This window comes from Nonlabens xiamenensis, from assembly GCF_003865345.1.
Classification (GTDB): domain Bacteria; phylum Bacteroidota; class Bacteroidia; order Flavobacteriales; family Flavobacteriaceae; genus Nonlabens; species Nonlabens xiamenensis.
In genome coordinates this window covers 79,612-94,505 of the sequence record NZ_RMVE01000004.1, presented here as the reverse complement: position 1 = coordinate 94,505, position 14,894 = coordinate 79,612, and the positions used below count along the sequence as shown (strand labels likewise).

General features: G+C 37.1%; 13 protein-coding genes. All 13 read left to right on the top strand.

Going from position 1 to position 14,894, the window contains the following annotated elements; translation table 11 throughout:
- Positions 1 to 5 precede the first annotated feature (5 nt).
- On the top strand, positions 6 to 1,262 hold the full coding sequence (locus tag EGM47_RS11360; protein ID WP_124980943.1) for a sulfate adenylyltransferase subunit 1: 1,257 nt from the start codon (positions 6 to 8) through the stop codon (positions 1,260 to 1,262).
- Positions 1,263 to 1,350: 88 nt separating this feature from the next.
- Positions 1,351 to 2,166, top strand: coding sequence for a polysaccharide biosynthesis/export family protein (locus tag EGM47_RS11355; protein WP_124980942.1), 816 nt, complete (start codon positions 1,351 to 1,353; stop codon positions 2,164 to 2,166).
- Between the two features lies 1 nt (position 2,167).
- Positions 2,168 to 4,627, top strand: coding sequence for an exopolysaccharide transport family protein (locus EGM47_RS11350; protein WP_124980941.1), 2,460 nt, complete (start codon positions 2,168 to 2,170; stop codon positions 4,625 to 4,627).
- 14 nt (positions 4,628 to 4,641) lie between these two features.
- Complete coding sequence (locus EGM47_RS11345; RefSeq protein ID WP_124980940.1) at positions 4,642 to 5,502, top strand: ABC transporter permease; 861 nt, start codon at positions 4,642 to 4,644, stop codon at positions 5,500 to 5,502.
- Complete coding sequence (locus tag EGM47_RS11340) at positions 5,502 to 6,323, top strand: polysaccharide pyruvyl transferase family protein (RefSeq protein ID WP_124980939.1); 822 nt, start codon at positions 5,502 to 5,504, stop codon at positions 6,321 to 6,323. Before EGM47_RS11345 ends, EGM47_RS11340 begins: the two co-directional genes overlap by 1 nt.
- Complete coding sequence (locus EGM47_RS11335) at positions 6,316 to 7,611, top strand: ABC transporter ATP-binding protein (protein ID WP_124980938.1); 1,296 nt, start codon at positions 6,316 to 6,318, stop codon at positions 7,609 to 7,611. The genes EGM47_RS11340 and EGM47_RS11335 overlap by 8 nt, the downstream gene beginning before the upstream one ends.
- Before the next feature lies 1 nt (position 7,612).
- On the top strand, positions 7,613 to 9,133 hold the full coding sequence (locus tag EGM47_RS11330) for an FkbM family methyltransferase (protein WP_124980937.1): 1,521 nt from the start codon (positions 7,613 to 7,615) through the stop codon (positions 9,131 to 9,133).
- Complete coding sequence (locus tag EGM47_RS11325) at positions 9,130 to 9,996, top strand: hypothetical protein (protein WP_124980936.1); 867 nt, start codon at positions 9,130 to 9,132, stop codon at positions 9,994 to 9,996. The genes EGM47_RS11330 and EGM47_RS11325 overlap by 4 nt, the downstream gene beginning before the upstream one ends.
- Before the next feature lie 115 nt (positions 9,997 to 10,111).
- Complete coding sequence (locus EGM47_RS11320) at positions 10,112 to 10,972, top strand: sulfotransferase (RefSeq protein ID WP_164510867.1); 861 nt, start codon at positions 10,112 to 10,114, stop codon at positions 10,970 to 10,972.
- Positions 10,973 to 11,809: a glycosyltransferase family 2 protein gene (locus EGM47_RS11315; RefSeq protein WP_124980934.1), complete on the top strand. Its 837-nt coding sequence runs from the start codon at positions 10,973 to 10,975 to the stop codon at positions 11,807 to 11,809.
- Positions 11,796 to 12,773, top strand: a complete 978-nt coding sequence (locus tag EGM47_RS11310) for a sulfotransferase family protein (RefSeq protein ID WP_164510866.1) — start codon at positions 11,796 to 11,798, stop codon at positions 12,771 to 12,773. The genes EGM47_RS11315 and EGM47_RS11310 overlap by 14 nt, the downstream gene beginning before the upstream one ends.
- A 175-nt stretch (positions 12,774 to 12,948) precedes the next feature.
- The gene (locus tag EGM47_RS11305) at positions 12,949 to 13,725 is read left to right on the top strand and encodes a glycosyltransferase family 2 protein (RefSeq protein WP_124980932.1); all 777 of its coding nucleotides are present in this window, start codon (positions 12,949 to 12,951) and stop codon (positions 13,723 to 13,725) included.
- A gap of 25 nt (positions 13,726 to 13,750) precedes the next feature.
- Positions 13,751 to 14,869: a glycosyltransferase family 4 protein gene (locus tag EGM47_RS11300; protein WP_124980931.1), complete on the top strand. Its 1,119-nt coding sequence runs from the start codon at positions 13,751 to 13,753 to the stop codon at positions 14,867 to 14,869.
- The last annotated feature ends 25 nt before the right edge of the window (positions 14,870 to 14,894 follow it).

Below are 14,894 nucleotides of genomic sequence, written 5' to 3'. Positions count from 1 at the left end.
CAACCATGGATATTGCATCAAACCAATTATTGAGATTTACGACGGCAGGTAGTGTAGATGATGGTAAAAGTACTTTGATCGGACGCTTACTTTACGATTCTAAATCTATATTTGAAGATCAAATTAATGCAGTTCAAGCCTCCAGTACACAAAAAGGCTTGGAAAATATTGATCTGGCCATGTTTACCGATGGACTCAGGGACGAGCGGGAGCAAGGTATCACCATTGATGTGGCCTACCGCTATTTTACTACCCCAAAAAGAAAATTTATTATAGCGGATACTCCCGGGCATATCCAGTATACCCGTAACATGGTAACCGGTGCATCTACGGCCAATGTAGCTTTGATCCTTATTGATGCGAGACACGGTGTGGTAGAGCAGACCAGAAGACATGCTTTTATCGCCAGTTTACTCAATATACCACATATTGTAGTTTGTATCAATAAAATGGATTTGGTAGAATACAAAGAAGAGGTATTTCAACAAGTCGTCAGCGACTTTGAGCACTTTGCTTCCAAAATGTTGATTCAAGATATTTCTTTTATTCCCATGAGTGCACTCAATGGCGATAATGTCGTACACCGATCAGAAAATATGCCTTGGTATCTGGGTGCGCCATTGTTATATACGTTGGAACATATGCATATTGGTAGTGATTTAAATAAATTGGATCTCCGCCTACCAGTACAGACAGTTATACGGCCACAGCGAGAAGGCTTTACTGACTACCGCGGTTATGCTGGGCGGTTGGCGAGTGGCGTGATCAGAATTGGGGATGCTGTGGTGGCTTTACCATCCGGTTTCTCTTCCAAAGTCGCAAGTATACAACTTGGAGAAAAGGAATTGGAAGAAGCTTTTGCTCCGATGTCAGTCGTTGTGACCCTGGAGGATGATATTGATATTGCCAGAGGTGATATGTTGGTCCGACCGAATAACCAACCTGAAGCTGTTCAGGAATTTGATGTAATGCTGTGTTGGCTACATACCAATCCTTCCGTTCTACGTAAAAAATATAAAATCATGCACTGCAACAATGAGCAAACCTGCATGATCAAAGAAAAGGTATATCAAATCAATATGGAAAATTTATCCAGGGAGAAAACTACAGATCCCTTTGAGGTAAATGAAATAGGTAGGGTGACTTTAAAGACTAGTAAACCCATGTTGGTGGATACTTATCGGGAAAATCGAATTACAGGAAGCATTATTCTCGTAGATGAGCAAACCCATGAGACGGTAGCTGCGGGTATGGTGGTTTGATTGATTTTCCGATGAAAATGCAATATGCTTGGTTAAATGGTGTTTTCATTACAATAACTTTATATTTGCAGCTTACACAATTCTGACTATGCGCAAGCTTTTGGCTTTATTTATTTTGGGCGTGGTGTTGCTGGTATCTTCCTGCGTACCGACTTCCAAGATCACTTACCTTCAAGAATCAAAGTCTGCCCTCAACGATTCTCTGATTTCTATTAGAAAAGTGCAGGCACCCTATAGACTGCAAGTAAACGATATATTATCCATTCAGATCAAGGCGCCTACAGACCCAGATTTGGTTACAGGTTTTGATGTTTCGAACTCTGGACCTGGAACTACCCAACAAAGTACGCGTAGTGGAGGATTGTACTTTACTGGTTATAGCCTGGATCAACACGGTGATATACGTGTACCGCAGTTGGGTAAGATCAAGGCATTGGGCATGACCACGGAAGAGCTGAGAATGCTTATTGAAAAACGCTTACTGGCTGAATTTTTTAAAAAGAACGCAGATATTTTTGTTACCGTAAAACTCGATGGTTTGCGATATACCATGGTAGGTGAAGTAAATGGGCCAGGTCAAAAGAATATTTATAGAGATCAAGTAAGTATCGTCGAGGCCATTGCCGACGGTGGTGGTGTACCCATCACCGGAGATCTGACTGCAGTAAAAATTGTACGGCAATATCCAGATGGAGTCCGCACCCACGAATTGGATCTGACCAGTATGGATGTGGTTTATTCGCCTTATTATTATGTTCAAAACAATGATATGATTGTAGTGAACCCATTGCCTCAAAAAGCATTGGGGACAGGAACCACTGGCCTTTCATCATTTACAACTATTTTATCTGTATTTACCGCAGTAGTGGGAACGGTTTTATTGATTGACAGAATATCCAATTAGCATGGAAGAAGAAGAAAAAGAAGTTAATTCGCTGTCCAATATCTTTGATATTAGGCAATTTCTGACTAAGCTGCTTAAACTTTGGTGGCTATTTATATTGTGTCTTGTGATCGGGGTAGGTTACGCGTATTACAAAAATCAATTTATACAAACATTTTATTCTATTGACTCTTTAATTAGTATTAAAGATAATACCAATCCATTATTCACCAATAACACCAGTTTGACTTTTAACTGGGGAGGAACTACCGATAAGGTAACTACGGTAATAACCCAGTTCAAATCCAGGAGCCATGCTGAAAAAGTGGTAGATGAACTACAATATTACATCAACTACATCAAAGAAGGTGACTATTACAACAAAGATGCCTATAAACAAACCCCTTTCTTCGTTTATGCTGATACCAATCAATGGCAATTGTATGGGAAATCCATACGGGTAAAAGTTCTGGATCAAAATACATTTGAATTAAGCACCAACTTTCCTTCTGCTTCAGCTAGGGTCTATAACTATACCACACTCAAAGCAGACAATATACCGGTAACTCAGGGAGAATGGTCAAAGCGCTATAGCTTTGGTGAGTCCATTGATCTGCCTTTTCTTCATGCGAAAATTGAGAAACGCACTGAAAATATTAAAGCTGGAGAATGGTTGATCAGCTTTGGTAATTACTGGGGTACGGTCAATAGATACAAAGAGATCAGTATACAACAGATGCCCGATGGAAGCTCAATACTCAGATTGAGCCTTGAAGGGACCAATAAACAGCGTTTGGTCGATTATATTAATACGAGTTCGGTAGTACTGGAAAAGGGAGAACTGCTTCGCAAGAATAAATTTGCCACCAGTACGATTGAGTACATCGACAGCACATTGATTGCCGAGGCAGATGCCTTAAAGGAGTCTGAACAAGCTTTAAATGATTTCAAAAGCAACAGCCAGCTGATTGATGCCAGTGCGCAGAGTTCGGATTATAATGAAAAATTGACCAACTATGAACTGCGTCGTAATACGCTTACTAACAAAGTGAATTATTACGATAATTTGAAATCTTACCTGCAAAATAAAACAGACTATACTGCTATTCAGGCACCTACGGTCGTTGGGATTACCGAGCCTAATATCACTGGAAGTGTTGCCAGAATCATTGCCTTGTCTGAAGAACGCAAACGACGCGAATTTGCAGTTAGAGAAGATGCTCCTGTATTTCAGCGCATCGACCGGGATATTGATGCGATTAAAGATGTGATTTATGAAAACATTGCCAGTTCAAAAATACAATTGGCCGATGAGTTGAGAGAGCTCAACCAAGACATCAATGAAGTAGAAGCGCAAATCAGGAAGTTGCCCAAAGAGCAGCAAGAGTATTTAAAAATTCAAAGAGAGTTCAACGTTAAACAAAATGCCTACAACATTTTCCTGGCCAAAAAAGCGGAAGCTGAGCTTGTCAAGGCGGCTAATGTTTCAGATATTTTTGTAATTGATGAGGCCAAAGATGTAGGTCAAGGGGGAAGGTCACAGGATAGTAATATCAATTATCTCATCGCGTTGCTTCTTGCTATTGCGATGCCTATTGGTGTCGCCTTTATTCTAACCGTTCTTGATAATTATATTCATGCGCCTAAGGATATTGAAAAATTATCTAAAATTCCGTTGCTGGGTGTAGTAGGTAAAATGGACCACCCAACCAATTTGATTGTTCACGATAAACCAAAATCAACCATTGCCGAATCTTTTAGAGGATTGCGTTCGAGCTTACATTTCTTATATAACCCAGATACTACGTTTAATTCGCGGACCATCATGGTGACCAGTAGTGTGAGTGGGGAAGGGAAGACGTTTACGAGTATCAACCTGGCCACGGTGTTCGCTTTAAGCGGAAAACGCACCTTGCTGGTGGGACTGGATTTAAGAAAACCGAAGATCTTTGATGATTTTGAGATTGACAATGACCTGGGCGTATCTAATTACTTGGTGGGCGACTGTACCATGGAGGAAATGATAAGATCTACTAAAATCGATCATTTGGACATTGTCTTATCTGGACCAGTTCCACCGAATCCCAGCGAATTGATCATGTCGCAGCGGGCATCTGAAATGATTGAAGGTTTTAAGACAGCATACGATTATATCATATTGGATACACCTCCTTTAGGTCTTGTCGCGGATTCTTTAGAAATCGCACGTCATGCAGATGCCAGTATTTATATGGTAAGACAGGGCTATACCAAAAAAGGAATGTTGGACGTCATCAACGAGAAATACCAACGTGAAGAGATCAGTAATGTAAGTTTTGTCTTTAACTATTTCAACGAACGAGGAAAATACGGTTATGGCTATGGTTATGGCTACGGTTATGGTTATGGTTACGGTGCTTATGGGAACGGTTATCATGAGAATGAAAAGAAGTCATCGGGTCTTAAAAGTCTTCTTACTAAATGGACTTCTAGGAAAAAATAAAAGGAACAGTGAAGATGGCAGCAGGATCACAAGAATGGTTGTATGAGATTAAACCCAAGGCAAAGTTTATTGATCTGAACTTTAAAGAAATTTGGAGGTATCGTGATTTATTATGGCTGTTTGTAAAAAGGGATATTGTTACCGTTTACAAGCAAACTATTTTGGGGCCGCTATGGTTTTTAATACAACCCTTATTTACCAGTGTTATTTTTACTTTGATCTTCAACAACGTCGCAGGAATTGACACAGGTAGTGTACCCCCATTTTTATTCAATTTATCGGGTCTGGTATTGTGGACTTATTTTAAAGAATGTCTCAATTCTGCCAGCAGTACTTTTAAAGCCAACCAAGGCCTTTTTGGTAAGGTTTATTTCCCTCGGGTCATCGTTCCGTTGAGTAAGGCAGTTTCTGGATTGTTTAAGTTTTCGATTCAACTATTCATTTTAATCATCTTTTATTTCTACTATTTATACCAGGGTAGTGATATTGCTCCAGGGTTTGACTGGTTTCTCTTTTTTGTTCCTATTCTAGCTATTGCTAGTATTGCTTTAGGGACTGGTTTTATATTAACTGCGCTCACCACAAAATATAGAGACCTCAGTATACTGATTGGTTTTGGACTTAATTTATTGATGTATCTCAGTGCTGTGATGTACCCATTACAGGAGGCCAAGAAAAAGCTGAATGAATATTATTGGCTGATTGAATATAACCCGCTGGCCCAAGTAATTGAGGCATGGCGGTATATGCTACTAGGCGGTGATCAACCCAACATAATACCTCTGTTAGCCGCACTGGGACTGGGGGTTATCATGATGTTCATAGGGCTTGTCATCTTCAATAGAACAGAACGTAATTTTATTGATACTGTATAATGGAACACGATCGATTATACTGTTGGAGTGAGCGATATATTCAGAAGAACCCTTTTGAAAATTATGGGGACTTGATCGGTCCCTTCTGGTACGAGAAAATTACAGGCAGGGCTCCAAGGTTTTTTAGAAATAAGGACAAAAAATGCTGGCAAAAACCCAAAACCTATCATGCGACCGTAGGAAGTATTATTGATCACCTGGCTGCTTATGCTACCGTTTGGGGTAGTAGCGTCATGAATGTAGATAGTGAGATGCCTAAAGCTATTTATCCCGCTGTAAGAGGTCCGCTTTCGCGAAAGCGAATCCTGGATTTGAACATAGATTGTCCAGAAATTTACGGAGATCTTGCCTTGCTGCTACCTGATTTCTTCGCGCCAGAGATCAACAAGACCCATGAATTGGGCGTTATACCACATATCAATGACCTTGACCTGGTAAGGGATTTGCTACAAGATCGCAAAGATGTGAAGCTTATCGATTTCAATTCCAATGACGTAGAGTACACTACACGTGACATTTTATCATGTCGACAAATCTTATCATCTTCTTTGCATGGATTGATCGTAGCCCACGCCTACGGAATCCCAGCTGTACAAGTCAAGTTTTCTGATAAATTTACAGGGGATGGAGTCAAATACCATGATTATTTTCTCAGTGTGGGATTGAATCCTTATGAACCTATTTCTATTCAAAACGATCACCAGATAAATTTTGAAGAAGTTCAGAAACATGGACAAAATTTGCCAGATAGGGAGATGATCCTTGAGTTGGGAAAGGGGCTTTTAAGCGCTTGTTCATTTAAAATTGACGACCATGAGTGATGTGATTTTAAAAGTCGAAAATTTAAGCAAGCAATATCGATTAGGACTTGTGGGGACCGGATCATTGGGACATGATCTCAACAGATTCTGGCATAGAATAAGAGGTAAAGAAGATCCATATCTAAAGATAGGAGCAGAGAATGATCGCAGTGCCAAGGCAACCAGTGATTATGTATGGGCACTTCAGGATATTAATTTTGAGGTAAAACGTGGCGAAATTATCGGAATTATCGGCAAAAATGGAGCGGGAAAGTCTACATTGTTAAAGATTTTATCAAGAGTCACCGCGCCTACTACGGGAAGTATTAAAACCAAAGGTAGGATCGCTAGTTTACTTGAAGTGGGTACTGGGATGCATCCTGAGTTGACAGGACGGGAGAACATCTTTTTAAATGGGGCTATTTTAGGGATGACCAAGGCAGAAATAGCGTCAAAAATTGATGAAATCGTCGACTTTTCAGGTTGCGAGATGTATATAGATACACCGGTTAAAAGATACAGCAGCGGTATGCGTGTACGTCTGGGCTTTGCGGTGGCGGCATTCTTAGAACCTGATATTTTGGTGGTTGATGAGGTATTGGCCGTAGGAGATGCCGAGTTCCAGAAAAAAGCCATCGGTAAGATGCAGGATATTTCTGATACCTCAGGTCGAACAGTTCTTTTTGTGAGTCATAACATGGCTGCAGTTAAAAGTTTGTGTACGAGAGGGATTGCCCTGCAGAATGGTAAAATAGCTTTTAGAGGAACAACCGATGATTGTGTTTCATTTTATCTCAATGAAAATGATGAAGGAGTGGTTTCTAATGCAAGGAAATACGGAGAAGATAAAGTTTCAACGATTGATGGCACAAAGTTAATTGAGGCTAAAGTTATTGCCGTCAATAAACCTGGTGGTCTTCCAATCGCCATGGATGATTCAATCGAATTCACCGTAGAAATTCAAGTTGTCGACGTTTCCAAATATTACTACATCAATGCTCAATTTTTTGAAAAAAATAAGGAAGTTATCTTTGCTTGCACGAGTCAATTTGAAGAGAATGTGTCTGCTGATAACACCACAGGGCGAATTAGATTTATGATGAAAATACCTCCCAACTTCTTTAATTCAACCATATTTACGTTGGATTTTCAAGTGTATAACGAAGAAAAAGAGGTATTGTTTAGAGAGCAGCAGGTGATTGAATTTAATGTTATACCAAAGAATATTGAGTTAGGACGCTGGTTTGGAAAATCAAAAGGGCCATTAAGACCAGATTTTGAATGGAATCTTGAAAAAATAAAAAATTAATATGTGGGTAATTTGTGCAGGCGCTAAAAGGTCAGGTTCTACATTGCAATACAATCTAGTATCCAAACTTGTTGAAACGGACAATTTAGGAATAAGGATACCTTATTTTAAAATAGAAGATTTCAGCAAGATAAAAAATAAATATTCTAGCTATTCAGGTTTAAAGGTCATTAAAGTTCACTCCTTTAATGATGAAATACTTAGAACAATAGTTGACGAGAATGCAATAGTTTTTCATTGTTATCGTGACGTTAGAGATGTGATCGTATCCTCGATAAAAAAAGGATGGATAAAACAGAATGATGACGAAATTGAGAATGCTACCCATACCTATTTAAATGAATTTTATAAATGGGTAAATCTTCCTGTTCCAATTCATTCAAGAAAGTACGAAGATTTTACTCAGGATTATATCTTGGAACTAAAATATTTTGAATCCATTCTCAATATCAACATTTCTGACCCGCAGAGGATTGAAATCGCTGATTCTCTTGGTATCAATCAGATTAAAAAAACACAGACAGAATTAAATAACGAAAATAAACAAGAAGCATACGGTCAGGTGTTCAACAAAGAAACCCTAATTCATCACAACCATATAAATAGTGGTGAATCCAATCAATTTCTAACTGAATTAAATGAAAAGGAAATAGTATCTATTGAACGAATAGCTTATAAATATTTAGATCGAAATGGGTACGAATTAAAATGGCCAGACCTAAATGCGTTTATCTCCTTGAGCCAGCATGGTGATGATTACATAGCTTGGCAATTGCTAGGAAAGAAAAAAAATGGTTATGCGGTGGAGATTGGAGCATTTGATGGCATGCACTTAAGCAACACGTATAGCTTAGAAAAAATTGGCTGGGAGACATTGAATATAGAGCCCAACCCAATCATGTTTCAAGAACTTGAGTTGAACAGGCCTGATGCTATTAATGTAAACTGTGCCGTAGTTGAAAGTGATCAAAATAATACAATTACTTTTTTTGCTGAGGAAATAGGCGTGTTGTCAGGTTGCTCTTTCGATGAGGAAGACATAAAAAGAAGATATGCAAATCGTGGGTTGCCGTACGAAGAGCCTAAACGATTGGAGGTAGATGCAAAATCCTTTGGAAAAATACTGAAGGAAAATCCAGGCTTTCCAAAAAATATAGACGTAGTTTCTATTGATGTGGAAGGCTTTGAATTGGAGGTTTTGAAAGGTATAGATTTTAACGAAGTGAACATTTCACTATTAATTATTGAAAGCAATTCATCGGAGTTTGATCAAAAAATATTTAATTTTTTTAAGTCAAGAACAGAATTTGTGTTCATTGGTAGGAATTACCAGAATCTATTTTTTATAGATAAAGATAAAATTGACAGATCCAATTTAAGGTCAATTTCTAACTTAACATATCAAAGAGCTACGCAATACCATCCATTTAACAAAAACATGGATCTCGATTCTACTCCGGCAAACTTTGAAAAGTCTAAGGAATTTTTAAAGCGTCAACGTTTTTTTAATTTTTTTAAATGATTAGAATTGCTCACATTATAAACCCAGTTCTGGTTGGTTCAGAATCTGATCTCTTCATAGCGCAGCCCGTTACATTTGAAACGATGTTGATAGCACAGAAGTTGAGTGAAGGAGTTGTTGATGTAAATCTAGCCACCACACAATATGAGGAGGATCGAAAAATCATACCTGATGGTTTCATAAAAACCAAAAACTTACAGAGATCGGTTCTTGATCTAGGTGTTTTCAAAAAGAGGCGTAAGTTGCCAGTATTAAACGATATTCTGGGCCGCGCAGCAGCTCTTAATTCTGACTTTATCATTTATACAAACAGCGATATTGCTTTACAGCCTTATTTCTACCTTTTTGTCAAACAAAAGATTGAAGAAGGATTGGATGCCTTTGTGATTAATCGGCGCACGATCTCAGGATTACATTCTTTAGATACTCTGTATTCTGCATATAGTGAGATTGGGGAAAAGCATCCAGGTTTTGATTGCTTCGTTTTTAAACGTGATTTATTTTATAAACTTCAGTTGGAAGACATTATTATAGGAGCTAGATATGTTGGGCTATCGTTATATTTAAATCTATCTGTCTTTTCTTCCAATTTTAAAGAATTTGACGAAGAACATCTTACCTTTCACATTGGGAATGACCAAAATTGGAAGAAAAGTGAATTTGATGAATACGAAGCACACAACAAGAAAGAGTATGAAAAAGTAGAGGAAAAATTATCTATGTATACAGAAAACTTGCAATCTGTAATCGACTACGCTTTGAGATTCTGGTCTAAAGAAAATTCTGAAAAGAAGCAAGAACAAATTATTACTAGTAATCTTGGTTTGATAGATCGAATACGGAGTCGATTTAATCTAAAGTGAAATTAATATGTAGAGTTTTATCTAGACCAGTACATTTAAGATCGTCATATCTTTATTGAAGTTGGAGTTTGGAAATCAAAAAGAATGAAATATTCACAATAATAAATTAGATACTGTGACAAGTAAAAACTCATTACCTTCAAATTTTCAGCAAATACATCACGTAAGTAGTGAATTCCTAAATCAATTTTATGCAAATTACGAACCTGTTTTTGTTCTCAATACGGGGCGTTCAGGGTCGGCATTCATTCAAAGAATTTTCAAAAACTATTCTGAAATAGACGCTCATCACGAGGCATTTCCTAATCTATTTTTATTGTCTGATTATGCTTTATTTAATCAGGACAAGCATGAAACGCTTCAAATGATATTTGAGTCTGCTAGAATTGAACTTATGTTACAGAGTTCCATCCAGAACAAGATCTATTTAGAATCTAATCAGTGTTTGGTTTTTTATATTCATCAAATAAAATCACTTTTTCCTAAAGCTAAGTTTGTTCATCTGACTAGGCACCCAGGGGATTTTATTCGAAGTGCGATAATGAAGGGATGGCACAGGAACGACACGGTTTGGGAGATGGGAAGAATTAAAAACCCAGATCGTTCGGTTTGGGAATCGTATTCGCAAATTGAAAAATTAGCCTGGGTTTGGAACGCCACTCATGATTTTATTGAAGAGTTCAAAAAGGATCATCTACCTTGTTTCCTTACATTAAAGTTGGAAGACCTCACTAAAGACCTAACCGTACTGAAGTCATTATTTCAGTTTATTGGGATTAATAATCATTTAACTGATAAAGAGTTAATTGCGTTATCTAATAAGCGGGTAAACAAAGTAACTATTACTGGTAATGAACCTAGAAATATGTTTAAATTGAGTAACTACCCTGAATATCAAGCTTGGAAAGAAAATGAGAAACAAGAGATGATAAACTTGGTAGAGAATTTATCTGGCAAATATAATTATGAGCTTTAAATGACCATTTCAGTTTATATCACATCCTTCAACCAAAAGGAATTTCTCAGAGAAGCTATCGAAGGAGTTTTGGCGCAAACTTTAATGCCTGACGAAATCATAATTGTCGATGATTGTTCTTCTGATGGCTCAGATGAATTGATACGGTATTATGCAGATCAACATAAGATTATAAAGTATTTCATTTTTGAACGAAATCAAGGTGTTTCGAAAGTTCGATCGAAGGCCATTTCCATGGTTACCAGCGACTTTTTTACCTATTGCGATGGTGATGACTTATACCTTCCAAATAAACTTGAAACAGAAGTAGAAATTATTAAAAACTACAATTGTGATGTTGCTTTTTCCAATAATTCTTATTACACAGAAGAATTAGATAAATTCCTTTTCACATGGGCGGAACAAACAGATGATTTAATAACTTCGAGTTTTAAAAGGACGTTGTGCAGGAATTATCCTAGAAACAGTCTTTTTAGAATGGAATTGATAAGAAAGAATGCTGTAGAGGAAATAGGAGGTTACGATCATAAACTTGAATTATACGAAGATTATGATTTCCGGATTAGACTTTCAAAAGAATTCAAGATTGTTGGATCAAATGTGGTCACCACCCATATTAGACAAAGTAAAAGTGGTTTGTCTAAACGACCTATACAACAACACATATCAGCATATAATTATATTTTTAAGAAATATCGCCAAGATATTAAGCAATTGGGAAGAAATGAAAGAAAAGAAATTTTTAGTAGGCTAAATGAGTTGAAAACGGCGCAGTTGAAAAAAAGTAGAAAAAGAGCCTTATTAAGCAGAATCAGAAAATATCTTGGAAGAAAATAATATCATATTCATCATTTCTCAACCACGAGCTGGTTCAACCCTGTTGCAAAACTTATTGTCTAACAATAATGATGTTAATACGATAAGCGAACATTGGTTGCTATTAAATTTCGCTAATCAGATCAATAGCGATCTTGTATCTAGTAAATTTGACAATGTTTTGGGAAATGACGCTTTTCAAACCTATTTAAGACATACAGGTACTGATAATTTTCAGTCCAAGTTTAAGAACTTTCTACTTTCATTATATGAGCCCTTGGTTAACGATTATCCTTACGTAATAGATAAAACTCCCAGATATTGGGAAATCATTGATGAGATTAAAAAGATATTTCCCAATTCTAGGATGATTATTCTAAAAAGAAATCCAGTTGACGTATTTAAATCAATTATCAATACTTGGAATAAGGGATCGATTGAACTACTGGAGCCGTACAAGCGTGATTTGTTATTAGCCCCTAAAAGGCTACATGAATTTAGTTTGAAACATAAAAATGATCCACTAGTCAAAACAGTATACTACGAAAACATTGTTGACGACCAATTAAATGAAATTGAACGCATTTATGAATGGTTGGGAATTTCGTTTCAAATTGATTTTTTAGATACAAAACGGAACGTTAAGATCAAAGGTAAGTATGGAGATCCATATCAAAACTCTGGTAAATCTTACAAGCAAACCAAATCCGAAAGCAAGGATTTGACAAAAAACAATGATGAATTGAAAGGTCTTTTACTACAATATCAACGCTTTTTAGGAGATCAATTTTTACAAGAATATGGTAATTACCCCTCAACCAAAGGCGATTTTGAAATATCAAATCTATCTCCTTTTTTCAGAACTGATCATCTTCATAAAACCAAGGAGGATTATAAAAAAGAGTTGCAGAGAATCAAATCATCAAAGACTTTCAAAATAGCTTCAAAGTGCGCATATTTTTTTAAAAAATTAAAAGTAAAATGAGACCTTACTCTTTTTCTTTGATTAAGACTGTCGATCATATTTACTAAAAATCAAGCAAAAGCATTAAGTCTCAATTATGATAAAAAGTACATATATATAAAAGCCATAAGAAATAAGTACTTAAATTCGGCCGGATCCTAATTCTCTTTGTGAATAAATAGCTCAATATTTTTTGATGAAACTCTCAATCATAACGGTAAACTACAACGACGCAATAGGTTTAGAGCGTACTCTAGAAAGTGTTAAAACCCAGTCTAACACCGACTACGAATTGTTGGTCATTGATGGAGGTTCAGATGACGGTAGTGTGGAGGTGATTCAAGAATTCTCTGAATATGTTGATCACTGGATATCAGAAAGTGATGATGGTATTTACAACGCTATGAACAAAGGAATTCGAGCAGCAAAGGGTGAGTATGTACTTTTTCTTAATAGTGGGGATGCATTTTATTCACCTCAGGCTGTTCAATATTTTTATGAAAGCGAACTCAGCACGGATTTTATATATTTTGATGTAAGGCTTATTAAATCCGATCAGGCCATTCTTAGACAAGCACCAGATAAATTGACATTTTCCTTCTTAAGAAAGCAAATGCCTTTTCATCAAGTCACCTTCATTAAAAGAGAACTGTTCTATACATTTGGTTTTTACGACGAGTCATTAGCGATTGTCTCTGATTGGAAGTTTTTTATTTTGGCTGTCGCTAAGCATAATGCCACTTACGGGCATGTACCAAAAGTTCTTAGTGATCATTATCATGACGGGATCAGCGCTGACCCAGCTAACAAAGAACTGATTGACCGAGAAAGGACCTCCGTTCTTCAAGAACATTTTCCTTTATTTGTAGAAGATGCTTTGGAACTAGAGGAATACCAAACGCTATTTCAAAAAATGAATAGATCCAGAAAAATCAAACTTCTCACTAGATTGGGTATTATTCCACGACTTTAGCTATGTTTAAAATCCTCGAATCAAAATGACCTTAGTTTTTGCACTTCACGAATTGACTCGTACAGGATCGCCTTTGGTGATGTTGAATTTTATGTACTGGTTAAAAGAAAATACAAACCATACGCTGATGGTTGTAGGTATGAAGTCAGGGGAGCTAGAGAAAGAGTTTCAAAGCGTGGCTGATTTACTTTTGATTCCCAAATCTCAGGGTAAAAAAGGAAGGATTCTAAGCAAAGTTGAGAAACTATTCTTCCACAAAAGCTTTTCGGAAGTTGTATTAAAGTCCCTAGAGGATATTCATGTGGATTTAATATATGCCAATTCAGTGCCTACTTTTTTATTGGCGACTCAAATCAAGCAAATTAAAAAAGTGCCCTTGATCTGTCATATTCATGAAGCAAATATTATGCTCAAGCTTCTGGATCAAAGATGGCGGGCGCAATCTGATTTAGTAGATCACTTTGTCGCACCCTCCAGCTTAGTCATAGATGATTTGAAAGCTTATTTAGATACCTCCAAAATCAATGTTAGCTTGGTCAGGGAAACTCCTGCTAAGGATATAAAGGTTGAGAAGTATGAAAGCCAGGAGTTTATCATCGGAGGCTCGGGTACGGTTCATTGGCGTAAAGGACCAGAGCTGTTTGTTCAGGTAGCCATCAATTTTTTTCGAGAAAATCCCATGTCAGTGGCCAAATTTCAGTGGCTAGGTCACATTGATAAAAAGTTTAGAACCATTTACGAAGCAGATATTTCCAAGGCTGGTCTCGCAGGGAAAGTAGAATTCATGGGTGCAGTGTCTGATCCAATAGAATCTTATCGCAATTTCTCTGTATTTCTGCTCACCTCAAGAGAAGATCCATACCCACTCGTATGTGTCGAGAATGCGCTTCTTAAAGTTCCCATCATTACTTTCGACAAAGCCACAGGGATCAATGAATCTATCGTTGATGGAGGTGGGGTGATTGTTCCTTATCTAGATACGCAGCGGATGGCAGAGGCGGTTGCCAACTGTTACAACAATCGATCTCTAATAAAAACCATGGGAGAACAAGCGAGGATCCAATTTCAAACTTCAAAATCTGATGTGGTTTTTCCTAAATTACTTAATATTATTGAATCTACTTTATCCGATCCCATCCTATAATATCTTCATCTAAGTTGTTATTCAC